22 protein-coding genes and 3 pseudogenes are annotated in these 23568 nt (G+C 60.1%); 15 read left to right on the top strand and 10 right to left on the bottom strand.

The genetic code is table 11. The features are described from left to right. Positions 1-239 precede the first annotated feature (239 nt). Positions 240-944 carry a DNA polymerase III subunit epsilon gene (dnaQ, locus tag ACF8EA_RS23385; RefSeq protein WP_265413771.1) on the bottom strand — a complete coding sequence of 235 codons (705 nt, stop codon included), beginning with the start codon at positions 942-944 and terminating at the stop codon, positions 240-242. A gap of 179 nt (positions 945-1123) precedes the next feature. Between dnaQ and ACF8EA_RS23380 the strand changes: the two genes are divergently transcribed. After that, positions 1124-1390, top strand: coding sequence for a hypothetical protein (locus ACF8EA_RS23380; RefSeq protein WP_392523432.1), 267 nt, complete (start codon positions 1124-1126; stop codon positions 1388-1390). A gap of 648 nt (positions 1391-2038) precedes the next feature. On the opposite strand, the pseudogene ACF8EA_RS23375 reads toward ACF8EA_RS23380, so the two are convergent. From ACF8EA_RS23375 to ACF8EA_RS23345, 7 genes and pseudogenes are all read right to left on the bottom strand, one after another. Then, a pseudogene (locus ACF8EA_RS23375) lies at positions 2039-2140 on the bottom strand (DUF2892 domain-containing protein); the annotation flags it as partial. Beyond that, on the bottom strand, positions 2136-2555 hold the full coding sequence (locus tag ACF8EA_RS23370) for a DUF6691 family protein (protein ID WP_392523430.1): 420 nt from the start codon (positions 2553-2555) through the stop codon (positions 2136-2138). The gene ACF8EA_RS23370 and the pseudogene ACF8EA_RS23375, both read right to left, overlap by 5 nt. Then, entirely contained in the window at positions 2552-2992 is a 441-nt protein-coding gene (locus ACF8EA_RS23365; RefSeq protein WP_392523428.1) for a YeeE/YedE family protein, read from the bottom strand. The genes ACF8EA_RS23370 and ACF8EA_RS23365 overlap by 4 nt, the downstream gene beginning before the upstream one ends. Beyond that, positions 2989-3205, bottom strand: a pseudogene (locus ACF8EA_RS23360) (ArsR/SmtB family transcription factor); the annotation flags it as partial. The pseudogene ACF8EA_RS23360 and the gene ACF8EA_RS23365, both read right to left, overlap by 4 nt. A gap of 1 nt (position 3206) precedes the next feature. Continuing rightward, positions 3207-4010 (bottom strand): sulfite exporter TauE/SafE family protein, encoded by an 804-nt coding sequence (locus ACF8EA_RS23355; RefSeq protein ID WP_392523427.1) that lies wholly within the window; start codon positions 4008-4010, stop codon positions 3207-3209. A 27-nt stretch (positions 4011-4037) separates the two neighbouring features. After that, on the bottom strand, positions 4038-5708 hold the full coding sequence (locus ACF8EA_RS23350; protein WP_392523426.1) for a TIGR01244 family sulfur transferase: 1671 nt from the start codon (positions 5706-5708) through the stop codon (positions 4038-4040). A gap of 51 nt (positions 5709-5759) precedes the next feature. Then, positions 5760-6638: an MBL fold metallo-hydrolase gene (locus ACF8EA_RS23345; RefSeq protein WP_014753621.1), complete on the bottom strand. Its 879-nt coding sequence runs from the start codon at positions 6636-6638 to the stop codon at positions 5760-5762. 235 nt (positions 6639-6873) lie between these two features. Here ACF8EA_RS23345 and ACF8EA_RS23340 point away from each other — a divergent pair, with 235 nt between their 5' ends. From ACF8EA_RS23340 to ACF8EA_RS23310, 7 genes and pseudogenes are all read left to right on the top strand, one after another. Continuing rightward, positions 6874-8199, top strand: coding sequence for a sigma-54 interaction domain-containing protein (locus ACF8EA_RS23340; RefSeq protein ID WP_392523424.1), 1326 nt, complete (start codon positions 6874-6876; stop codon positions 8197-8199). 67 nt (positions 8200-8266) lie between these two features. Further along, positions 8267-8557: a cytochrome oxidase putative small subunit CydP gene (cydP, locus tag ACF8EA_RS23335; protein WP_392523423.1), complete on the top strand. Its 291-nt coding sequence runs from the start codon at positions 8267-8269 to the stop codon at positions 8555-8557. Beyond that, positions 8554-10125 (top strand): cytochrome ubiquinol oxidase subunit I, encoded by a 1572-nt coding sequence (locus ACF8EA_RS23330; RefSeq protein ID WP_014753617.1) that lies wholly within the window; start codon positions 8554-8556, stop codon positions 10123-10125. The genes cydP and ACF8EA_RS23330 overlap by 4 nt, the downstream gene beginning before the upstream one ends. Continuing rightward, complete coding sequence (cydB, locus tag ACF8EA_RS23325) at positions 10118-11254, top strand: cytochrome d ubiquinol oxidase subunit II (protein WP_014753616.1); 1137 nt, start codon at positions 10118-10120, stop codon at positions 11252-11254. The genes ACF8EA_RS23330 and cydB overlap by 8 nt, the downstream gene beginning before the upstream one ends. A 22-nt stretch (positions 11255-11276) precedes the next feature. Then, on the top strand, positions 11277-11399 hold the full coding sequence (gene cydX / locus ACF8EA_RS23320; protein ID WP_014753615.1) for a cytochrome bd-I oxidase subunit CydX: 123 nt from the start codon (positions 11277-11279) through the stop codon (positions 11397-11399). Further along, a complete protein-coding gene (locus tag ACF8EA_RS23315) occupies positions 11396-11683 on the top strand; it encodes a cyd operon YbgE family protein (protein ID WP_392523421.1) in 288 nt (95 codons plus the stop codon). Before cydX ends, ACF8EA_RS23315 begins: the two co-directional genes overlap by 4 nt. 51 nt (positions 11684-11734) lie before the next feature. After that, positions 11735-11968, top strand: a pseudogene (locus ACF8EA_RS23310) (transposase); the annotation flags it as partial. Positions 11969-12028: 60 nt separating this feature from the next. On the opposite strand, the gene rnhA reads toward ACF8EA_RS23310, so the two are convergent. Then, positions 12029-12511, bottom strand: coding sequence for a ribonuclease HI (gene rnhA, locus ACF8EA_RS23305; protein WP_392523420.1), 483 nt, complete (start codon positions 12509-12511; stop codon positions 12029-12031). Between the two features lie 13 nt (positions 12512-12524). Then, positions 12525-13298, bottom strand: coding sequence for a class I SAM-dependent methyltransferase (locus tag ACF8EA_RS23300; protein ID WP_392523417.1), 774 nt, complete (start codon positions 13296-13298; stop codon positions 12525-12527). A gap of 85 nt (positions 13299-13383) precedes the next feature. On the opposite strand from ACF8EA_RS23300, the gene gloB reads away from it, so the two are divergent. The 7 genes from gloB (at position 13384) to ACF8EA_RS23265 (ending at position 23280) form a co-directional block, all read left to right on the top strand. Further along, on the top strand, positions 13384-14163 hold the full coding sequence (gene gloB, locus ACF8EA_RS23295; protein ID WP_084852343.1) for a hydroxyacylglutathione hydrolase: 780 nt from the start codon (positions 13384-13386) through the stop codon (positions 14161-14163). 100 nt (positions 14164-14263) lie between these two features. Further along, a complete protein-coding gene (locus tag ACF8EA_RS23290; RefSeq protein WP_021783277.1) occupies positions 14264-15694 on the top strand; it encodes a lytic transglycosylase domain-containing protein in 1431 nt (476 codons plus the stop codon). A gap of 219 nt (positions 15695-15913) precedes the next feature. Continuing rightward, positions 15914-17743: an extracellular solute-binding protein gene (locus ACF8EA_RS23285; protein WP_252458635.1), complete on the top strand. Its 1830-nt coding sequence runs from the start codon at positions 15914-15916 to the stop codon at positions 17741-17743. After that, positions 17740-19575, top strand: coding sequence for an extracellular solute-binding protein (locus ACF8EA_RS23280; RefSeq protein ID WP_021783279.1), 1836 nt, complete (start codon positions 17740-17742; stop codon positions 19573-19575). The genes ACF8EA_RS23285 and ACF8EA_RS23280 overlap by 4 nt, the downstream gene beginning before the upstream one ends. Before the next feature lies 1 nt (position 19576). Continuing rightward, a complete protein-coding gene (locus ACF8EA_RS23275; RefSeq protein WP_021783280.1) occupies positions 19577-20650 on the top strand; it encodes a microcin C ABC transporter permease YejB in 1074 nt (357 codons plus the stop codon). A 1-nt stretch (position 20651) separates the two neighbouring features. Next, positions 20652-21671 carry an ABC transporter permease gene (locus ACF8EA_RS23270; protein ID WP_021783281.1) on the top strand — a complete coding sequence of 340 codons (1020 nt, stop codon included), beginning with the start codon at positions 20652-20654 and terminating at the stop codon, positions 21669-21671. Position 21672: 1 nt separating this feature from the next. Further along, positions 21673-23280 (top strand): ABC transporter ATP-binding protein, encoded by a 1608-nt coding sequence (locus ACF8EA_RS23265; protein WP_392523416.1) that lies wholly within the window; start codon positions 21673-21675, stop codon positions 23278-23280. Positions 23281-23568: the final 288 nt, after the last annotated feature.

Genomic DNA, 23568 nt, shown 5'->3' with positions numbered 1-23568 from the left:
AGCAAGGCGGTCGCGCACGCCTGTCACAGGCGTTTCTGGCCAATTATTCCTATGGGATATTCGCGCGAACGCCCTGGTGCATGGCTCGATATCGCGTCGTACGAGCAAGGCGGTCGCGCGCGCCTGTCACAGGCGTTACTGGCCCGAAACAAACGTAGGAGCGAGCGCAGCTCGCGATGCGCCGCGCGGGCGGCGCTCGATCTCAGCAACACCCCACAACCCACGGCAAGCCCAGCGCCTCAACCCGCAGGTATCTCGGTCAGGGCCTGCCACAGCGAAGGCCCACCCGCCGATTTGGCAACCGCTGCCAGACGCTCGGCATGCGCCTCCAGCTCCTCGGCGCTGGCCATGATCACCCGCCCCGGGGTACGCCCGACAATCCGGCGAATCTCGCTGCCGCCAGCCCCCTGCCCGTCATCATCTGCATCTGCACCATGGCCAGCCAGCGACAAACTGGTCTGGCCACCGGTCATGGCCAGGTAAACGTCTGCCAGCAGTTCCGAGTCGAGCAGTGCGCCGTGCAGCTCACGGCCCGAGTTGTCGATGTCGTAGCGTTTGCACAGCGCATCGAGGCTGTTGCGCTGCCCCGGGTGGCGCGAACGTGCCAGCAGCAGGGTATCCAGAATAGTGCAGTGCTGCGAAATGTCAGCGCGGTCCTGCTGGCCCAGCAAGGCGAATTCGTTGTTGATGAAGCCAACGTCGAACGCCGCGTTGTGGATGACCAGCGTGGCACCCTGGATGAAGTCGAAGAACTCCTCGGCGACATCGCCAAAGCGTGGCTTGCCGACCAGGAAGGCATCAGTGATGCCGTGAACGTTGATAGCGCCCTCGTCACTTTCGCGGTCGGGCTGCAGGTAGACGTGAAAGTGCCGCCCGGTCAGACGCCGGCCGATGACCTCGACACAGCCGATCTCGATGATCCGGTGGCCTTCGCCAACCGGCATACCCGTGGTTTCGGTATCGAGAATCACGAACCTTACTGGAGAGTTACTGTCAACCACCACTCGATTCCCACGTTAATTTCAGGAAAAATAGTACCATAACCCCAAAACTGATCCAAGAGTTGTAAACAGAAATGTAAACGCCATTTGAAAATCCTTGATATACCGAACAGAATGTAAACATGACACTCCCGATAAAGTACTACATTGCCCAAAGCGGCGAGCGCGTCTCCTTCCTGTTCGCCCCGGACAGTCTGTTTTATCCCGCCGCCTATGTATCCCGACAGCTCAGGGAAAACCATACGCACCAAACCAAGACCGCCGCCTCAGACGGCATCCGCAGACTGGGCCAGCAAGAGCGTGATCGAAGGATTAGCCTGAAAGACCGCCTGTTTGCAGGAAAGCTTCTGAGTCCGCATGAAATCGATGACCTCGCAGGTCACATGTAGACCCGGTGATCAGGCAAGCCTGGAGAAAGAATCCCCGCTCAAAAGTTCAATACATACTATGCTCGGTACGCACCTACATTGCCTGGCTGACAGATTAACTCCTGGCTCACGCGGATGATGCTGCAGTTCGTGAACTTTTAGAAAAACTTCCGCCGTGTCGCGGAGAACTTCTATGACCAAGCCGAAGAACTTTACAGAGGCTAGCGGTGGGCAACTATCTTACATACGACCTGTATGAAAATACCTTGAGACAAAGGTCAGGCAAGGTAAAAACAGCCGAAGAAGCGGAGTTTACGGGTTGTAAATGAGCATTCCAAGGCTGTTTTCAACGCAGCATCACCAAGTATCAAGGCTAGAAGCTGAACGAATCCACAATGATGAGTGGGTCACCGAAAACAGCAGCCTGTGACTAGGCTTTGTACGAAATCCCGAGAAACCCGATTACCGCCCCTCGAACGCTGAGATTTTATAAAGCCCCCCGCCATCGACGGAAAGGCATTTTGTGATGGCAAAGCATTACCATCTCTCCAACGAGGCCTGGAGCGTGGTCTCCGATCTCTTCATCGAGACTCATGGCCGTGGGCGGCCGCGCCTCATCTGGCGCTCGGAAAAAGGAAGCCTGACGAGCCTGCCGATCACGTTCCAGGCCGCTGTCGTGGCGGCTCCCGTCCAACCCCACACGCCGATCACACCGGACAGACTGAGGCCAATCAGAAGCAAACCGGCGACAATGCGCAGGCTACGGTCAATGGCTGCGCCGGGTCTCCAGCGCAGTAAACAACAGCATGCCGGCCAGCATGGCCAACATGAATACGATCACTTGCCAGCGCCCTGTCAGCAGAATTGCCACTGCTGGGCCTGGACAGATACCCGCTATTCCCCAGCCGATACCGAACAACAGACTCCCGCCAATCAAGCGCGGGTCTAAATCACGTTTGACCGGTAGCTGCATTGGCCTTCCCAGCAGCGAACCAGATTGTTGTCGCGCCCAAGTTAGCGGGCCAACGGCGATGCCAATTGCCCCGACCATTACCAACGCCAAGGAAGGGTCCCAAGCACCGGTTAAATCCAGGAAAGCCAGGACCTTGCTAGGGTTGGCCATGCCTGCCAGAAGCAGACCCAAGCCGAACAGCAGGCCAGCAATGAATGCGGTCAGTTTGATCATACCCCCCCCAAAAAAAGATGACGAAGAACAAACACTGTGGCAAAACCACTGAACATGAAACAAACAGTGGCGACCATCGATCGCGGCGAAAGGCGCGAGATGCCGCACACCCCATGGCCACTGGTGCAACCTGAACCATATCGTGTGCCGATGCCCACCAATACACCGGCGACGCTCAGCCCGAACCAGCCACCTTGGAACTCAATCTGCGGCAGCGTGGCGAACAAGCCCCATAGAAGCGGCGCGATGAGCAACCCCAGGAGAAAAAGAGCTTTCTCACTCACCCCCTCGCTCCCACGCTGTAAAAGACTGCCAATCAGACCGCTGATGCCTGCGATACGCCCGTTGGCTACGGCGAATAGACTGGCCGCCAAGCCTATCAATGCGCCGCCTGCAAGGGATGACCAGGGAGTGAAGTTGAGCCAGTCGATATTCATGGAGTTTCTCCGGCGCAAAATTGTTGATACAGGGTTAGGATGACTGCCAATGCTGGGGGACTGCTCATACGATAGAACACCTGCTTTGCGTCACGGTGAGTCTCCACCAGGCCTTCGCAGCAAAGCACAGCCAGCCGTTGAGAAAGTCGGTTACTGTATCCCCAGCAGTGACGCCAGATCGCTGACATTACGCTCACCTCGGGATAATGGGCATCTACCGAATAGCTTTTACCAGCAAGGCCACCGCAACCACTGCAGATACGATGGCAAACCCTTTTTGTAAGTTTGGCCCCGACAGCTTGGCAGCGACCAAGCGCCCGCAGATCATGCCGGCTAATGCTCCAATGGAAAATGGGATGGCAACTGCCCACTGCAAATGCCCAGTTGCCGAGCTTGCAGCAACGCCGGAAATTGAAACCAGCGCAATAACGGCTAGAGACGTTGCAAGCACTGACTGTGCTGTCAAATTGGTGTATCGCTGGAGCGCCGGCACCATCACAAAGCCGCCGCCCACGCCGAGCAAGCCAGAGAGCCCACCCGCGACAATGCCGGAAACGGTGAGTGCCCATGCACACGGCCTCGTCCAGTTAAGCTTTCCTCGGTTCACGTCCAACTGACAAGGCGGTGGTCTGGATGTGACGGGGGGCTTCGACTCCGAGGAGCATGCGAGCGATCGTTGATAGACCCGGAACGCAACGTACATCAGCACGATGGCAAACATGATCGTCAACGGACGGTTAGGCGTGCGCTGCGCCAGCCAGAGACCAAGTGGAGAACAGACGATCCCCGCACCTGCAATTAAAAGTGCCGCTTTATAGCGGACGGTGCCATTTTTGAGTCCCATCACGGCACCCAGGGTCGCGGCTAAACCGACAGCCAGTAAACCAATTGGCCCAGCCTCCGCCATGCTCAACCCCACTCCAAACACCAGCAATGGAACAGCCAGTATTCCTCCGCCTGCGCCGGTCAGCGCCAGAATAACGCCAACAGTAAGCCCGAGCAGTAAGACGATGATCATCTCAGTCTCCTTGCTTTCAGATCTGATTCACAGGTCAGCCAACTCGGGTTTCGCCATCCACTCACGGCCCTTGAGCATTCCCTTCCAGTACAGGGGAGGAAGAAGTCGCTCCTTGAGCAGCCATGCCAGCCTCGATGGCCGGGTACCGTCAATCAGCCAGGACGGGAAGCTGGGAGCGACCTTTCCACCATAGGTGAACTCAGCCAATACGATCTTGCCGCGCTCAACCGTCAGCGGGCAGGAGCCATAACCGTCGTAATGGGCGCCACCTTTCGCTTTGCCCATTGCAGCCAACACATTGTGGGCAACGACTGGCGCCTGCTTGCGGGCTGCTGCAGCGGTTTTTGCGTTGTTGGAGTTGGCGGCGTCTCCCAGCGCGTGAATATTTACCCAGGTTTTATGGCGCAGAGTGGCGGGGTCGACATCAATCCAACCAGCCGCGTCAGCTAGAGGGCTGACCCGAACGAAATCCGGCGCAATCTGCGGTGGCACTACATGAAGCAGATCGAAGTCTCGAGTAACAAGATGGGCGCTGCCATCCGGGTTGACGCAGCTGAACGTCGCAGTCCGTGCAGGCCCATTCACGCTGGTGAGGGTGTTGCCGAAATTCAGATCGATACCATAGGCCTTGATGTATTCCATCAGTGCGGGCACGTAGTCGGGAACGCCGAACAGCACCGCGCCGGCGCTGCAAAACTCGATCTCGACTTTGTCCAATACACCGGAACGTTTCCAGTGATCAGCAGAGAGGTACATGGCTTTTTGCGGCGCCCCGGCACATTTGATCGGCATGGGCGGTTGCGTGAAAATGGCTCGGCCACCCCGCAGTTGCTGCACCAGTTCCCACGTATAGGGGGCAAGCTGATACAGGTAGTTTGAAGTCACGCCGTTGCGGCCAAGGGTGTCCGACAAACCTTCGATTGCATGCCAATTGAGCTTGAGGCCAGGGCACACGATCAGTTGCTCGTATTTGACGACCCTGCACCCTTCAAGAACGACGGCATTTCTCTCGGGTTCGAAAGCGGCGACCGCCGACTTGATCCAATGCACACCGCGAGGGATGGTCGAGGCCATCGTGCGGGCAGTTTGTGGCGCATCGAAGACACCACCGCCGACAAGTGTCCAGCCAGGCTGGTAGTAGTGCACATCGGCCGGGTCGATGATGGCAACGTCGAGTCCAGGTTCTCGTGCAAGCAAACTGGAAGCAGCCGCGATACCTGCCGCACCGCCTCCGATGATGACCACGGCATGCTGCGCCTCGGCCAGTTCGACCGGCGTGCGCCCCTGATTCGCGATCCGGCGAATGACGCCTTTCATATCGAACCCGGCTTTTTTGGCCGTCTCAACGATGTATGGCAGGGGTTGTCGACCCGCTTGTGACAGTGCCCACATCGTTGTCGAGCGCATACCGGAACGGCAATAGGCCAATACCGGTTTTGGAAGCGTTTCAAAGAGCTTGCCGAAGGCAATACCTTGCTCATCGGTCACTTTGCCTGATTCAGCAGGAAGGTAGTGCGCCTCAATACCGATCGCTTGGGCCGAACGTTTGATTTCGGCAAACAAGGGCTGATCGCTGCCTTCACCATCGGGCCGGTTACATATAATGGCGCGAAAACCAGCTTCTTTCAGTTCAGCCAATTGGTCGGGAAAAATTTGCTCTGATACAAACAGTCCAGGCACAAGGCAACGAATGTCCATGAGGGTCTCCGTTATAGGTATGTTTCTTATCGGTTGTTCGGGGATGCAACGTCAGGCGACGTTGAGCGGGATTTTCAGGTAACGCGTCCCGTTCGATTCGGGCTCAGGAAAGTGCCCGGCTCGCATGTTTACCTGAACCGATGGCAGGATCAGAGTAGGCATGTCCATCGAGGCATCTCGCTTTGTGCGCATCGCCACAAACTCCTCCTCACTGATCCCGTTACGCACATGAACGTTGTGCGCGCGTTGGTCTGCAACGGTACTGACGAATTGCACCTCGCGGCCCCCCGGCTGATAGTCGTGGCACATATAGAGCAACGTATTGGCCGGCAGGCTCAGCACCTTGTTGATTGACTGGAACAGCGTGCGCGCGTTTCCACCGGGAAAGTCACAGCGTGCAGTACCGTAGTCGGGCATAAACAAGGTATCGCCAACAAATGCGGCCGTTTCGGTGCCGTCGCTGATCACATAAGTCATACAGGCCGGCGTATGGCCGGGTGTATGGAGAGCCTGGCATTGCAGCGTGCCGATGGTGAACGGTTCGTCATTGACGAACAGGTGATCGAACTGACTTCCGTCACGGGGCATCTCGCCAGCGGTATTGAACAGCGTGCCAAACACCTCCTGCACCGTCGAAATCTGGCTGCCGATCCCTATTTTCCCGCCAAGTTTCTCCTTCAGGTATGGTGCTGCCGTCAGGTGGTCTGCGTGGACGTGAGTCTCGAGAATCCAGTCGACCCTCGCACTGAGTTCTTTCACCCTTGCAATCAATTTGTCGGCAGAGGTTGTGCCGGTATGGCCGGACTTAGGGTCGTAGTCCAGTACGCTATCGATCAACGCGCAGTGGCGGGTCGCCTCATCCAACACAAGATAACTGACGGTATTGGTAGCAGGATCGAAGAATCCTTCGACGTGAAGTTTCACACTCATTGGCCTGTCTCCTTAGGGGCTTTTACCAAGCCGCTCACACTGAAGACTGACATAGCAATAAGCCTGCCAGACTCAAACAGAGCCAAGATATGGTCATATCTACTTGATTTTATTGATTTTATTTTTCAGTACGGTTTTGTTTTTTCTGTATTCACCTGGATTCACTGCCATTGGCAGTGCCTGTTGACAGAGGTGGCAGTGCCAGAACAGGATGAATGGACTGTCAGGAGCCACGATGAAGACTTACTTGCCCACCCCGACCCACCCACTCCCGCTCTCGGATCAAGTGCAATCACTGGTTTCGTTCCTTGAGCACGAACCACAGCCGATGATCGTGCTTGATCCGAACTACAACATCCTGGCTGCCAACACGGCCTATCAGCGGCAGTTTGGCAGCGCTGACAAGCCCTTTATCGGCCATAAGTGCTATCAAGTCTCACACCACTACGACGTTCCTTGTGATCAGGCGGGCGAGAACTGCCCGATGAAAAAAGCGCAGGAAATGCGCGGACCGGATCGTGTCCTGCACATTCACCACACGCCTCGCGGCCCGGAGCACGTCGACGTCGAACTACGCCCGATTCTGGACGACCACGGTGTTATCACTGCCTATGTGGAGCGTCTCACGCAGGTTCGCAGCGCCTCAGCGCGCCCCAGCAACGAAGGCCTGGTTGGCCGCTCACCGGCCTTTAACCTTGCCCTGTCGGAACTGCAGCGGGTGGCCCCATCCATGCTGCCGGTACTGCTACTGGGCGAGTCCGGTACGGGCAAAGAGCTGTTCGCCCGCGCCGTACATGAAAACAGCGATCGAGCCACGGGGCCCTTCGTCGTCGTCGATTGCTCGGGATTGCCCGAAACGCTGTTTGAGAGCGAACTATTCGGCCATGAAAAAGGGGCATTCACCGGGGCCACCACGCGCAAGCCCGGACTGGTTGAAACGGCCCAGGGCGGCACCTTGTTTCTCGATGAGATTGGTGACGTTCCACTCGCCATGCAGGTGAAACTGCTGCGCCTGATCGAATCGGGCACCTATCGCCGTGTCGGCAGTGTCGAGACCCTTCACGCCAACTTCAGGTTAATTGCCGCGACCCACAAACCCCTTGAAAAGATGATGGAGAACGGAGAATTCAGGCAGGACCTGTACTACCGCATCAGCGCCTTTCCCATTCAGTTGCCCCCCTTGCGCAACCGGGTTGAAGACATTGGTTTGCTTGCGAATTCATTTCTACAACGTGCCAGTACCGGCAAGCGCCGGCTGACAATAGAGGCGGAGGCTCTGACACAACTACAGCGGCACTCCTGGCCCGGCAATATCCGCGAATTACGCAATGTGCTGGAAAGAGCCAGTCTGTTCGCTGACGATGGAGTGATCCGCTCCACACATTTGCCCCAGGCATCGGTGGCGATATCGCCTCAGCCCCCCGCCTCAACGCCTTTCGACGGCAGCTCGCTGGCGCAGATACTGGCCACCTTCAAAGGTACCCGCAGTGAACTGGCCAGGCACATGGGTATTAGCGAACGCACGCTGTACAGACGACTGAAAGAGCAAGGTTTGGCCTGATCAATCGCCCTCACGCCCCACGACTGCCAACGACTGCCAATCGCTGCCACCCTGGCAGGTTGGCAGCGTGCTCACCCGGCAAGGCCTGCCGCACCCGCCAGAAATCACCACTAAGCCACTGTTTTTAAAAGATAAAAAAGCAAAACAACCCCTTGGCATGCCGTGTGCATATTGGCAAGTCATGACCATTTCCGACAAACGACTTCGACGCCATCTGCTCACGGCAGTAGTGATCAAACTACTGGTGCTGACAGTGCTGTGGTGGCTGTTCATCCGGGATTCGCACGTCAGTGTCGACCCGAACATTATCGGCAACCGTTTCGGAGTACCCACCTTGACTCAAGGGGCAAGCAAGTGATTTCAGAACACCTGGTAGATTTGTCTCGGCTGCAATTCGCAGCCACTGCGCTTTACCACTTTCTTTTCGTACCGCTCACGGTTGGCATGGTGTGGCTGTTGGTCATCATGGAAAGCGTCTATGTGATGACCGGCAACGTCATCTGGAAAGACATGACGCGTTTTTGGGGCAAGCTGTTCGGCATCAACTTCGCCCTGGGGGTGACAACCGGTATCACCCTGGAATTTCAGTTCGGTACCAACTGGGCGTATTACTCGCACTACGTGGGCGATATCTTCGGTGCGCCGCTGGCCATTGAAGGCCTGATGGCGTTCTTCCTTGAGTCGACCATGATCGGTCTGTTCTTCTTTGGCTGGGATCGCCTGAAGAAAGAGCACCACTTGCTGGTCACGCTGCTGATGGCCATCGGTACCAACCTGTCGGCACTGTGGATTCTGATCGCCAATGGCTGGATGCAGAACCCGGTGGGTTCAGAGTTCAGTTACATCACCATGCGCATGGAGATGGTCGATTTCTGGGCAGTGGTGTTCAACCCGGTGGCCCAGGCCAAGTTTGTCCACACGGTGTCCGCCGGTTATGTCACCGGTTCGATGTTCGTGTTGTCAATTTCCAGCTGGTACCTGCTCAAGCGTCGTGATGTCGAGTTCGCCAAGCGCAGTTTTCGGGTGGCGGCGGCTTTCGGCCTGGCCTCGGTGCTCAGCGTCATCGTGCTGGGGGATGAGTCGGGGTACACGGTGGGTGAGGCGCAGCAAACCAAGCTGGCGGCCATGGAAGCCATGTGGGAAACCAAACCCGCACCGGCAGGCTTAACCTTGCTGGCCAGCATAAATGAAGCCGAGTCCAGAAATAACTGGGAAGTCGACGTGCCATGGGTAATGGGCTTGATCGGCACGCGCTCGGTCAGCAAGCAGATCCCGGGCATTCATGACATCAAAGAGAAAAACCGCGAGCGCATTCTGCGTGGCATTACTGCCGTCAATGCGCTTGAAGCCCTGCGGGCCGATCGCACCGACAAGGCGGCGTTCGACACCTTCGAAGCCTACAAGACGGACCTGGGCTTTGGCCTGCTGCTGAAAAAGTACGTCGAGGATGTCAACCAGGCCACACCGGCGATTATCGACAAGGCAGTGAACGATACCGTACCGCGCGTGACGCCGATGTTCTGGGGATTCCGGATCATGGTCGCCCTTGGTTTTGCCATGCTCCTGCTGTTCGGGGTGGCCTTCTGGAGCACCTTGCAATCGGCCTGTACACGCCGCCGCTGGCTGCTGCGCTGGGCACTCTGCATGCTGCCTGCGCCCTGGATTGCCTGCGAGCTGGGCTGGTTCGTCGCTGAATACGGCCGTCAACCCTGGACCATCTATGGCGTACTGCCCACCCACATGAGCGTCTCCACCCTGAGCATCAATAACCTCTATGGCTCGCTGGCTGGATTCGTGGCTTTCTACACCGTGCTGCTGGTGGTTGAAATGTTCCTGATGGTCAAGTTCGCCCGTCAAGGGCCCGGCAGCCTCAGAACCGGCCGTTATGCTCACGATGCCAACCTGAAGGAACTCCACCATGCTTGATTACGTCACCCTGAAAATTATCTGGTGGGCACTGGTCGGCGTACTGCTGATCGGCTTCGCCATCATGGACGGTCATGACATGGGGGTCGGCACCTTGCTGCCCTTTGTAGGCCGCTCGGACCTGGAACGACGCGTAGCGATCAACACCGTAGGGCCGCACTGGGACGGCAACCAAGTGTGGTTCATCACTGCCGGCGGCGCACTGTTCGCCGCGTGGCCGGTGGTGTATGCCACCGCGTTCAGCGGGTTTTACTGGGCGATGATTCTGGTCCTGTGGGCCTTGTTCTTCCGCCCGGTGGGCTTCGACTATCGCAGCAAGATCCACAATGCCAAATGGCGCAGCATCTGGGATTGGGGCCTGTTCGTCGGCGGGGCCGTGCCGCCGCTGGTGTTCGGGATCGCCTTCGGCAACCTGCTGCAAGGCGTACCGTTCCACTTCAATGACATGCTGGTATCGACGTACACCGGGAGTTTCTGGCAACTGCTGAACCCCTTCGCACTGCTGACCGGTGTGGTGAGCAGTGCAATGATCACCTTGCAAGGCAGTACCTACCTGGCGCACCGCACTGAAGGCGTGATCCAGGCCCGTGCCATCAAGGGCGGGGTCGGCGCAGCGCTGGTGCTGCTGTGCACATTTATCATTGCTGGCGTGTGGTTGCAGTCGATCGAAGGCTATCGCATTACCTCGGTAGTGGACATCGCCGGGCTGCCGGACATTCTCAACAAGACCGTGGTACGCGAAGCCGGGGCCTGGATGGCCAACTATGGCCATTATCCTGCGTTGTGGCTGCTGCCCGCGCTGGGCATGGCCGGCGCCGTCGGTGCCACGCTGTTGCTGCTGATGCGTCGTACACTCGCCGCGTTTGTCGCCTCGTCGCTGGCGGTGGTCGGGGTGATCAGCACCGCCGGTGTGTCCATGTTCCCGTTCGTCATGCCGTCATCAACCGTGCCGGCGGCCAGCCTGACCGTGTGGGACAGCGTGTCCAGCCATCTGAGCCTGGCAATCATGTTCTGGGCAACGTTGATTTTCATGCCGCTGATCGTGATCTACACCTCGTGGGCCTATCGCGTCATGCGCGGCAAGGTCACCGTGGCACAGATCAAAGCCAACGAACATTCTGCCTACTAAGGCCCTCAGAGGAGCAAGGACCATGTGGTATTTCGCCTGGATGCTGGGAGTCGGTTTTGCCTTACTGCTGGCCATACTGAATGCGATGTGGGGCGAGACCGAAGCCGGTCGTGCCCAGAGCGACCGTGACGAGGCACAGCCATGATGACGCGGGTCGCCGACGCCTCGGCGTCCTCACGCCTCCACCCGCTGAGCCTGCTTATCGCAATCGCGATCATGCTCGTGTGTACGCTCTATCCGCCGCTGATGGCGTCCCCGGACGGGAAAGCTGATCACGGGCTGGCAACGGCCTTGTTCGTGGCAATGAGTGTTGCCTTCGTCAGGGGCGTGGGCTTCGTGCCGCGAGCGCGCGCGTGGCGCTGGCTGTTCTCGGGCTGGACCTGCTGTGTCGCGCTAGCACTGGCTTGCTGGGTAAAGTTTATTAATTGAGGGCTGGTGACATGTCTGCGAGCGTTTCCTGGCCGAGATGGAGCAGGTGGTGCCATGGAGGAGACGCTGTACGACATCACTTCGATGCGCCAGTTTGCGCGACTGAGGCTCAGCGTTCCTGTCCCAGAAGACACGACAATCATGAATTTTCGGCACCTGCCGGAAAAGAATCAGCTGACGTCGGGCATTCTGGAAACCATCAACAATCACCCGCGAGACAAAAGCCTGTCGTTGCGCCAGGGCACGATTGTCGACACAGCGATGCAAGATCGGGCAACTGCTACCGTATCAGTGGGGTGGGTACCTGCCTGACTCACGCAAAGTGAGTTGAGCGTGCCCTCACCATTACCCCTGGAACGCTGAATGACTACCAGAGCGAACCCCGGACTGGGCGCGCACCTCATCGACCCCACGATTGGCCAACTGGTCGGCGCGTTCGTTGCCAGGGTGGCCAATATGGCCGCGCACCCACTTCCAGGTCACCTTGTGGCGGTTGACCTGCTCATCGAGCTGCTGCCACAGGTCGGCGTTCTTCACCGGCTCCTTGGCCGCCGTCTTCCAGCCGCGCTTCTTCCAGTTGACCATCCACTCGTTGATACCCTTCATCACGTATTGCGAGTCGGTGGTCAGCACCACTTCGCATTCGCGCTTCAGCGCCATCAGCCCCTGGATGGCAGCCATCAGTTCCATGCGGTTGTTGGTGGTTTCGCGTTCACCACCCCACAGTTCCTTTTCGACGCCCTTGTAGATCATCAGGACGCCCCAGCCACCCGGGCCGGGGTTGCCCTTGCAGGCGCCATCGGTAAACATTTCGATGCTTTCGCTCATGTACCACTCATGTTCAGTGCTTTTCGGTATCAGGGTTGGCCGCCGTGCGATTGACCTTGGCCAGCGGCAGCGGCAGTAGCTTGCCCATTGGCTCGCGGCGTTCCGGTCGCAATGGCCGCAGGCCCACCACCATCTTGCGCGCCACCAGCAGGTACACCCCGCCACCGAAGCCCTGCCAGCCGCCGGCCAGTCGTTCCCAGCCTTCAAGGCGTTGCTGCCAGGCCGGTGAGGCAAGCGGCGGACGATAGCACCCGAAGCGGCGTTTCTCCAGCGCGAAGCCCAGCAGGTTGAGCCAGTCGCCCACCCGTGACGGCGAGATGCAGCGCGCCTTGCGCAGAGCATCGTGACTGAAGAAATGGCGCATGCCCCAGCTGCTCCACGGGTTGATCCCCACGATCAGCAGGTGCCCGCCCGGGCGCACGGCACTGGCGGCCTCGCGCAGCAGGCCATGGGGCGACAGACAGAAGTCCAGCCCATGCTGCAGCACCACCACATCGGCAGCGTGCTCGCTCAACGGCCAGGCCTGCTCTTCGCAGACAATCTCCACCCCCGGCAACGGCGCACCAAGGCGCACGTTACGCTGCACCTGGGGGGCTCTGGGCGGTGGCTCGGCGCAAGGCCCGTAATGTACGAGATAACCGCCAAAGAAGCGCCCGAGCTCTTCTTCCAGCAGTTTGTCCTCCTCCATGAGCATCAGTTGGCCGAGTGGGCCATTGAACCACTCACGGGCCAGGCTGATCAGCTCGACCCAGTCCGGGTCGGCCTGAGCAAAGGCTTGGTCGGTCATTGCGCTCTCCCTCGAAGGTTCTCCCACCGCGCCATCGCGGCTAAGATGCCCTCATGTGCCACGCTAGGCGAATCGGATCCGCACCATGATACAGATCGATGCTCTCCCCGCTTTCTCCGACAACTACATCTGGTTGTTACAGGATACTGCCAAACGCCGTTGTGCGGTGGTCGACCCGGGCGATGCCGGCCCGGTGGAACGCTGGCTGGCTGCCAACCCCGAGTGGGTGCTGAGCGACATCCTAGTCACCCACCACCACAATGACCACGTCGGCGGGGTGGAACGGCTCAGGCAATTGACCGGTGCACGGGTCTGTGGCCCGGCCAACGAGCGCATTCCCGGCCGCGACCTGGCACTGGACGAAGGCGACAGGGTCGACGTGCTGGGTGTGACATTCCAGGTACTGGCAGTACCCGGCCACACCCTGGGGCATATCGCCTTCTTCAGCGACCAGCCAGCAACGCCCGTCCTGTTCAGTGGCGACACCCTGTTCGCCGCCGGTTGCGGACGCATGTTCGAGGGTACACCCGAACAGATGCAGCCCGCCCTCGCCCGCCTGGCGGCCCTGCCAGCGCAAACAGAAGTGTACTGCGCCCATGAATACACCCTCAGCAACCTGCGCTTCGCCAAAGCTGTAGAGCCGAGCAACCCGCACGTTCAGCAACGGTTTGAGGACGTTACCCGTTTACGCGCCGAAAATCGCATCAGCCTGCCCTCAACGATTGGCCTGGAGCGCCTGACCAACCCCTTTCTGCGTACCTCTGAAACATTAGTTAAACAAAAAGCAGACGAATGGAAGGGACATTCAAACACCTCGCATGTCGCTGTTTTTGCTGCCTTGAGGTCTTGGAAGGACAGCTTCTGATAACCGCAAGATATATCGCAAGTGAGGGTCAAAGGTTGACCGGGGCCGGAGCGGTTTCTAGAATCGCCGAAATTTTTCGCCCGGATACCTGTGTCAGCCGATGTCTTCCCGTAGCCGCAGAACCTCTCATTCCGTCGCCCTGACGCGCCTGGCCCAAATCAGTGCGCTGGCCTTGGCAGCCACGCTGGTGGGCTGCCAGAGCACCCGTCAGCTCGACGAATCCGATAGCGTTCGCGCGCACAACTACCAGGCGCGGATCAAACACAAACCTTCCCCGCTGCTGGTCAAACCGGCCGAGCAGGCACCGCAGGATGTCTGGGAGCGCATGCGCCAGGGCTTCGCCCTGCAGGACAGCATCGATGTCAACCCACGCATCGAGCAGCAGCGTTTGTGGTTCGCCAGCAACCCGTCCTTCATAGAAAGCGCCGGGGAACGTGGCAGCCTCTATCTGCACTACATCGTCGAACGCCTTGAAGAACGCGACATGCCGCTGGAGCTGGCCCTGCTGCCCGCCATCGAAAGCGCCTACAACCCCATGGCCTACTCACGCGCCAGCGCTGCCGGCATGTGGCAGTTCATGCCGGCTACCGGTCGTCACTTCAACCTGCGCCAGACCAATTTCTATGACGGCCGCCGCGATGTCACCGCGTCGACCAACGCCGCGCTGGATTACCTGACCCGCCTGCACGACATGTTCAACGGCGACTGGCTGTTGGCCCTGGCGGCCTACAATGCCGGCGAAGGCACCGTCAGCCGAGCCATCGAGCGCAACGAAAAGCTCGGCCTGCCGACCGACTACTGGAACCTGCCGCTGCCACAGGAAACCCGCGACTACGTGCCCAAGTTGCTGGCGCTGTCGCAGGTGGTGTCCACGCCAGAAGCCTATGGCATCAATCTCACCCCGATCGCCAACGAACCGTACTTCGAAGCGGTGGCGATCAAAGATCGCCTGGACCTTACCCGGGTCGCGGCCTTCGCCAACATCGACGAGGACGAGCTGATCCAGCTCAACCCGGCATTCAAGAAGCGCATGACCGTCGATGGCCCGAAACAGCTGCTGGTGCCCACCGCCAAGGCGCAGTTGCTCAGTGCCAGCCTGTCCAACCTCAACCCCGAGCAGCTGGTCAGCCTGCAACCACCGAAAGCAGCGTTTGCCCGAGCTGTGGCTGAAGCCAAGGCACCGGTGGCGGCACGCAGCTACCGGGTCAAGCGTGGCGATAACCTGAGCGTCATCGCCAGGGCCAACCGCGTATCGGTCAAGGACATCAAGCGCTGGAACCGCTTGTCCGGCAACAGTCTGCGCGCTGGCCAGGTTCTGGCCCTGCGTGGTGGCAGTGCTCCGAGCGCCGCCGGCAACCGGGTCGCAGCATCCGGAAAGCGCTCCACCAAATACAAGGTGCGCAAGGGCGACTCCCTGTACCTGGTGGCCAAGCGCTTCAATGTGGAAATGAAGCACCTCAAGCGCTGGAACCCACGCAGCGGCCACGCCCTCAAGCCAGGCCAGACACTGACCGTCTACGTCGGGCATTGAGTCGTTACAGGGGCTGCTTTGCAGCCATTCGCGGGCACGCCCGCTCCCACAGGTTTTTCACAGCCCTGAAAGCCAGTGCCGTACCTGTGGGAGCGGGCGTGCCCGCGAATGGGCCTGAAAACCCAGCCACTGGAAAACCCCAGCCCCTCTCTTTTTCCAATCCCACCAAGCTGTTACTGTACTCGATCAAAGCCCAACGCCTCTGGATCGGATGCCGACTTGATACGTCCCCTCCTGCTGTCACTCAGCCTGGCCTTGAGCTTTCCCGCAGCCGCGATGGTGAGCGAAAGCCACGGATACGCGCAGTTCGGCACGCTCAAGTACCCAGCCACCTTCACCCACTTCGACTGGGTCAACCCGCAAGCGCCCAAGGGCGGCACATTGCGGGCCATGGCTTTTGGCACCTTCGACACACTCAACCCCTACACCTTCAAGGGGTCGAGCCCGATTACCACGCCCAACTTCCAGCAGTACGGCATCAGCGAGCTGAACGAGCCACTGATGGTAGGCACCGGCCAATACGACCCGTCTGGTGACGAGCCGACCTCCAGCTACGGCCTGATCGCCCGCTCGGTGGAATACAGCGAGGACCGCAGCTGGGTGGTGTTCAACCTGCGCCCGGAGGCCCGCTGGCATGACGGCCAGCCGATCACCTCGGCTGACGTGGCCTTCTCCTACCGCACGCTGCTCAAGGATGGCCACCCGATCTACCGCACCAACCTGCAGGAAGTGCAGCGGGTAGATATCCTCGGCCCGCTACGCATCCGCTTCGTGTTCAAACGCGCCGGCAACCCGCTGCTGATTCTGCGTCTGGGCGAAATGCCTGTGCTGCCTAAACACTACTGGCAGAAGCGCGACTTCAAGGCCACCACCTTCGAGCCCCCGTTGGGCAGCGGCCCCTACCGCATCACCCAGGTACAACCCGGGCGACGCCTGGTGTTCGAACGGGTGAAGAACTACTGGGGCAAAGACCTGGCGGTCAACCGTGGCAAGTACAATTTCAATCGGGTGGAATACGAGTTCTATCGCGACGCCACGGTGGCCTTCGAAGCATTCAAGGCCGGCGAGTTCGACATCTATATCGAGCACCAGGCAAAAAACTGGGCCAACGGTTACAACTTCCCTGCCGTGCGCCGGGGTGAAGTGATCAAGGCACAAATCCCGCACAGCATCCCCACGCAAACACAGGGCCTGTTCATGAACAGCCGCCGGGCCGCGTTCAGCGACCCGCGGGTACGCCAGGCACTGGGGCTGATGCTGGACTTCGAGTGGACCAACCGCGCGCTGTTCAGCAGCGCCTACCGCCGCTCGACCAGCTACTACCCCAACAGCGAGTTCGCCGCCAGCGGCCTGCCCACCGGCAAGGAGTGGCTGCTGCTGGCGCCGTTCCGTGACCAGTTGCCCGCCAAGCTGTTCAGCGAACCCTACAAGGTCAGCCACACCGATGGCCGGGGTATCAGCCGCCAGACCCTGCGCCAGGCCCTGGGCCTGCTCGCCGAGGCCGGCTGGAAGCTGCACGGCCAGCGCCTGGTCAACAGCAAGGGCCAGCAATTACGCATGGAACTGCTGCTGGTAAACCCCAACCTTGAACGCATCCTGCAACCTTATGTCGAAAACCTGTCCAGCATCGGCATCGATGCGCGCTTGCGTACCGTGGACCGCGCCCAGTACAAACAACGCCTGGACCAGTTCGATTTCGACATGATTCTGATGACACTGAACCAGACCCTGAGCCCCGGCCTCGAACAGTGGCTTTACTTCCATTCCAGCCAGGCCGCGACAAAGGGCAGCAAGAACTATGCTGGGGTCAAGGACCCGGTAGTCGACCACCTGCTCGACACCCTGCTCGCCGCCCGTACCCGCGATGACCAGGTCGCCGCTGCCCGCGCCCTGGACCGCGTGCTTTCATGGCACTACTACATGATCCCCAACTGGTACCTCGACAACCATCGCCTGGCCTACCGCAACCGGTTCGCCTTCGTCACCACGCCGCCCTACACCCTTGGGCTGAACAGCTGGTGGATCAAGACTTCGGAGAAAGCCCAATGACGCCAACGCACCGTCTGCGCCGGCTGGCAGGCAGCCTGTTGCTCGCCTGCCTGAGCCTTCCCGCGCTGGCCGCACCGCAGCACGCGCTCACCCTTTACGATGAGCCACCCAAGTACCCCGCCGACTTCAAGCACTTCGACTACGTCAACCCGGATGCGCCCAAGGGGGGCACCTTCCGCCAGTCCAGCTTCGGCGGCTTCGACAGCCTCAACCCGTTCATCAACAAAGGCGTGGCGGCCGAGAACATCGGCATTATCTACGACACCCTGATGCGCCAGAGCCAGGATGAACCGTTCACCGAATATGGCCTGGTTGCCGGCAAGATCGAAAAGGCCCCGGACAACAGCTGGGTGCGCTTCTACCTGCGCCCCGAAGCGCGTTTTCATGACGGCCACCCCATGCGCGCCGACGACGTGGTGTTCACGTTCAACGCCCTGATCAAGGACGGCGCCCCGCTGTACCGCCAGTACTACGCCGACGTTGCCGAAGTGGTTGCCGAAGACCCGCTGAAGGTGCTGTTCAAGTTCAAGCACACCAACAACCGCGAACTGCCGCTGATTCTCGGCCAGTTGCCGGTATTGCCCAAGCACTGGTACGAAAACCGCGAATTCAACCGCGGCAACCTGGAGATCCCGCTGGGCAGCGGCCCGTACAAGGTCGCCAAGGTCAAGGCCGGGCGCTCGGTGCGCTACGAGCGGGTCAAGGACTACTGGGCCAAGGACCTGCCGATCAACCGGGGCTTCTACAACTTCGATGTCATGACCTTCGACTCCTACCGCGACACCACCGTCGCCCTTCAAGCACTCAAGGCCGGGGCGTTCGACTATGCCCTGGAAGTCAGCGCAAAGAACTGGGCCACCGCCTACGACGTGCCCGCCGTGCGCGAGGGTCGCCTGATCAAGGAGGAGCTGCCCAACGGCAACCCCACCGGCATGCAGGGTTTCATCTTCAACATCCGCCGCCCGGTGTTCCAGGATGTTCGCGTGCGCCAGGCACTGAGCCTGCTGCTGGACTACGAGTGGACCAACAAACAGCTGTTCAACGGCGCCTATACCCGCACCAGCAGCTACTTCGACAACTCGGAAATGGCCGCCCACGGACTGCCCAGCCCCAACGAGCTCAAAATCCTCGAACCACTGCGCGGCAAAGTGCCCGAGCAAGTGTTTACCGAGGTCTTCCACAACCCGGTCAGTGACGGCAGCGGCATGATCCGCGAGCAACAGCGCCAGGCCTACAAGTTGTTGCAGGACGCGGGCTGGAAAATCGTCGACGACAAGATGGTCGACGCCCAAGGCAAGCCGGTAAGCATCGAATTCCTGCTGGCGCAGACCGAGTTCGAGCGCATCCTGCTGCCCTTCAAACGCAACCTTGCCGACCTCGGTATCGAGCTGAACATCCGCCGGGTCGACGTTTCGCAATACATCACCCGCCTGCGTTCTCGGGACTACGACATGATCGTCGGCGGTTATCCGCAGTCCAATTCGCCGGGCAACGAACAGCGCGAGTTCTGGTCCAGTGCCGCCGCCGACAACCCCGGCAGCCGCAACTTCATAGGCCTGCGCGACCCGGCCATTGACCAGTTGGTGGAACAGCTGATCAACGCCGACTCGCGCCAGAGCCTGATCGACCACTGCCGCGCCCTCGACCGCGTGTTGCTGTGGGGCTACTACGTGATCCCCAACTGGCACATCAAGACCTGGCGTGTGGCCTACTGGAACCACATCGGCCACCCGAACGTGTCGCCCAAGTACGACATCGGCATCGACACCTGGTGGATCAAGCCCGAGGTAACTCCGGCGGTCAGCGAAGACCCTGTGGACGAGGCCAACTGAGATGCTGGCCTACATCCTGCGCCGCCTGCTGCTGATCATTCCGACCCTGTTCGGCATCCTCATCATCAACTTCATCATCGTCCAGGCCGCCCCCGGTGGCCCGGTCGAGCAGATGATCGCCAAGCTCGAAGGCTTCGAAGGCGCCACCAGCCGCATTGCAGGTGGCGGCGCCGAGGTTTCCGTGGCCGGCTCCAACTACCGCGGCGCCCAGGGCCTGGACCCGGCGCTGATCGCTGAAATCGAGCGCATGTACGGCTTCGACAAGTCGCCACCCGAACGCTTGTGGATCATGATCAAGAACTACGCCCGGCTGGACTTCGGCGACAGTTTCTTCCGCGATGCCAAGGTGATCGACCTGATCGCCGAGAAGATGCCGGTTTCGATCTCGCTGGGGCTGTGGAGCACGCTGATCATGTACCTGGTGTCGATCCCGCTGGGGATCGCCAAGGCCGTGCGCCACGGCAGCCACTTCGACGTGTGGACCAGCTCGGCGATCATCGTCGGCTACGCCATCCCGGCGTTCCTGTTCGCCATCCTGCTGATCGTGCTGTTCGCCGGTGGCAGCTACTTCGACTGGTTCCCCCTGCGTGGCCTCACCTCCAACAACTTCGACGAACTGAGCACCACCGGCAAGGTGCTGGACTACTTCTGGCACCTGGTACTGCCGATCACCGCACTGGTCATCGGTAACTTCGCCACCATGACCCTGCTGACCAAGAACAGCTTCCTCGACGAGATCAACAAACAGTACGTGGTCACCGCCAAGGCCAAGGGCCTGAGCCGATCACGGGTGCTGTACGGCCACGTGTTCCGCAACGCCATGCTGCTGGTGATCGCCGGCTTCCCTTCGGCGTTCATCGGCATCTTCTTCACCGGCTCCTTGCTGATCGAGGTGATCTTCAGCCTCGACGGCCTGGGCCTGATGAGTTTCGAAGCGGCCATCAACCGCGACTACCCGGTGGTCTTCGGTACCCTGTTCATCTTCACCCTGCTAGGGCTGGTGGTGAAACTGATCGGCGACCTGACCTACACCCTGGTCGATCCACGCATCGACTTTGCCAGCCGGGAGCACTGACATGGCCTTGTCCCCCCTCAACCGCCGGCGCTTCGAGCGTTTCAAGGCCAACCGCCGTGGCTGGTGGTCACTGTGGCTGTTCCTGATTCTGTTCGGGCTGAGCCTGGGCGCCGAGCTGATCGCCAACGACAAACCGATCGCCGTACGTTACGACGGCGAATGGTACTTCCCGGCGTTCAAGCGCTACCCGGAAACCACCTTCGGCGGCGAATTCCCGCTGGAAGCCAACTACAAGAGCCCCTACATCCGCGAGCTGCTGGCGAAGAAAGACAGCTTTGTGCTGTGGGCGCCCATCCCGTTCAGCTACCAGAGCATCAACTATGACCTGCGTGTCCCCGCCCCTGCCCCACCTTCGGCGGACAACTGGCTGGGCACCGACGACCAGGGCCGCGACGTGCTGGCACGGGTGATCTACGGCTTCCGCATTTCGGTTCTGTTTGCCCTCACCTTGACCGTGGCCAGCTCCATCATCGGCGTCATCGCCGGCGCCCTGCAGGGGTTCTACGGTGGCTGGGTCGACCTGACCGGGCAACGCTTTCTGGAAATCTGGTCCGGCCTGCCTGTGCTGTACCTGCTGATCATCCTGGCCAGCTTCGTGCAGCCCAACTTCTGGTGGCTGCTGGGCATCATGTTGCTGTTCTCGTGGATGAGCCTGGTGGACGTGGTACGCGCCGAGTTCCTGCGCGGACGCAACCTGGAATACGTGCGCGCCGCTCGCGCGCTGGGCATGCGCAACGGGGCGATCATGTACCGGCACATCCTGCCTAATGCCATGATCTCGACCATGACCTTCATGCCGTTCATTCTCACCGGCGCCATCGGCACCCTCACCGCCCTGGACTTCCTCGGCTTCGGCCTGCCTGCCGGTTCGCCCTCGCTGGGCGAACTGGTGGCGCAGGGCAAGTCCAACCTGCAGGCCCCGTGGCTGGGTATCAGCGCCTTTGCCGTGCTGGCGCTGATGCTGAGCTTGCTGGTGTTCATCGGCGAATCCGCCCGCGATGCCTTCGACCCGAGGAAGTGACATGAGTGAACAGAACCTGATCGAAGTGCGGGACCTGGCCGTGGAGTTCGTGACCGGGGACCAGGTCAACCGGGTGGTGGGCGGCGTCAGCTTCGATATCCGCAAAGGCGAGACACTGGCTCTGGTGGGCGAAAGTGGCTCGGGTAAATCGGTCACCGCACACTCGATTTTGCGCCTGCTGCCCTACCCCCTGGCCCGCCACCCCAGCGGCAGCATCCACTACGAAGGCAAGGACTTGCTGCAGCAGAACGAGAAGACCCTGCAACGCATTCGCGGTAACCGCATTGCGATGATCTTCCAGGAGCCGATGACCTCGCTCAACCCGCTGCATTGCATCGAGAAGCAGATCAACGAAATCCTCCTGCTGCACAAGGGCCTGACCGGCAAGGAAGCGACTGCGCGCACGCTGGAGCTGCTGGATATGGTCGGCATTCCCGAGCCGCACAAGCGCCTCAAGGCCCTGCCCCACGAATTGTCGGGCGGGCAGCGCCAGCGGGTAATGATCGCCATGGCGCTGGCCAACGAGCCCGAGCTGCTGATTGCCGACGAGCCGACCACGGCGCTGGATGTGACCGTGCAGTTGAAGATCCTCGAACTGCTCAAGGAACTGCAGGCGCGGCTGGGCATGGCCCTGTTGCTGATCAGCCATGACCTGAACCTGGTACGACGCATCGCCCATCGTGTGTGTGTGATGCAGCACGGGCAGATCGTGGAGCAGGCCGAATGCGCCACGCTGTTCAGCGCCCCGCAGCACCACTACACGCAGATGCTCATCAATGCCGAGCCCAGCGGGCTGCCGGCGCACAACCCGGTGGGCGCGCCGTTGCTGGAGGTGGATGAGCTCAAGGTCTGGTTCCCGATCAAGAAGGGGTTTCTGCAGCGCACGGTCGATCATGTGAAGGCGGTGGACGGGGTCAACTTCAGCTTGCCCCAGGGCCAGACGCTGGGCATTGTTGGCGAATCCGGGTCGGGCAAGTCCACATTGGGCCTGGCCATCTTGCGGCTGATCTCCAGCCAAGGCGGCATTCGCTTTCATGGGCAGAACCTCGAAGGGCTTAACCAGAAAGCGGTGCGCCCCCTGCGGCGCGAGATGCAGGTAGTTTTCCAGGACCCGTTTGGCAGCCTGAGCCCGCGCATGTGCGTGGCGGACATTGTGGGTGAAGGGTTGCGCATTCACGGCATTGGCACCGCGCAGGAACAGGAAGCGGCGATTATCGCGGCCCTGGAAGAAGTAGGCCTGGACCCGCGCACGCGGCATCGCTACCCCCATGAGTTCTCTGGTGGGCAGCGCCAGCGCATTGCCATTGCCCGGGCGCTGGTGTTGAAGCCAGCACTGATTCTGCTGGATGAGCCCACGTCGGCACTGGACCGCACCGTGCAGCGGCAGGTAGTGGAATTGCTGCGTAACCTGCAGCAAAAGTACAACCTGACGTACCTGTTCATCAGCCATGACCTGGCGGTGGTCAAGGCGCTGAGCCACCAGTTGATGGTGATCAAGCATGGGCAGGTGGTGGAGCAAGGGGATGCGCAGGCGATCTTCCATGCGCCGCAGCATCCGTATACCCGGCAGTTGCTGGAGGCGGCGTTTTTGGAGGTTGAGGGTTCGTAGGGAATGGGTGGGTGTTCGCCTTGATTCTTGCGGCGTTGCGTAGATCGAGCGCCGCCCGCGCGGCGCATCGCGAGCAAGCTCGCTCCTACATTTGTTTCGGGCCAGTATCGCCTGTGCCTGCGCGCGCGCGACCGCCTTGTTTGTTCCCCACGATGTCGAGTTGAGCGCCAAGGGGACGCGCGCGTCTGCCTCAGGAATAATTGGCCCGAAACAAATGTAGGAGCGAGCTTGCTCGCGATGCGCCGCGCGGGCGGCGCTCGATCTACGCAACACCACAAAAACCAAGGC

It is taken from the genome of Pseudomonas sp. YQ_5 (assembly GCF_043103305.1).
GTDB classification, from domain to species: Bacteria; Pseudomonadota; Gammaproteobacteria; order Pseudomonadales; family Pseudomonadaceae; genus Aquipseudomonas; species Aquipseudomonas putida_Y.
Note: the sequence above shows the minus strand (reverse complement) of the source record. Positions and strands in the feature narration are given on the sequence as shown.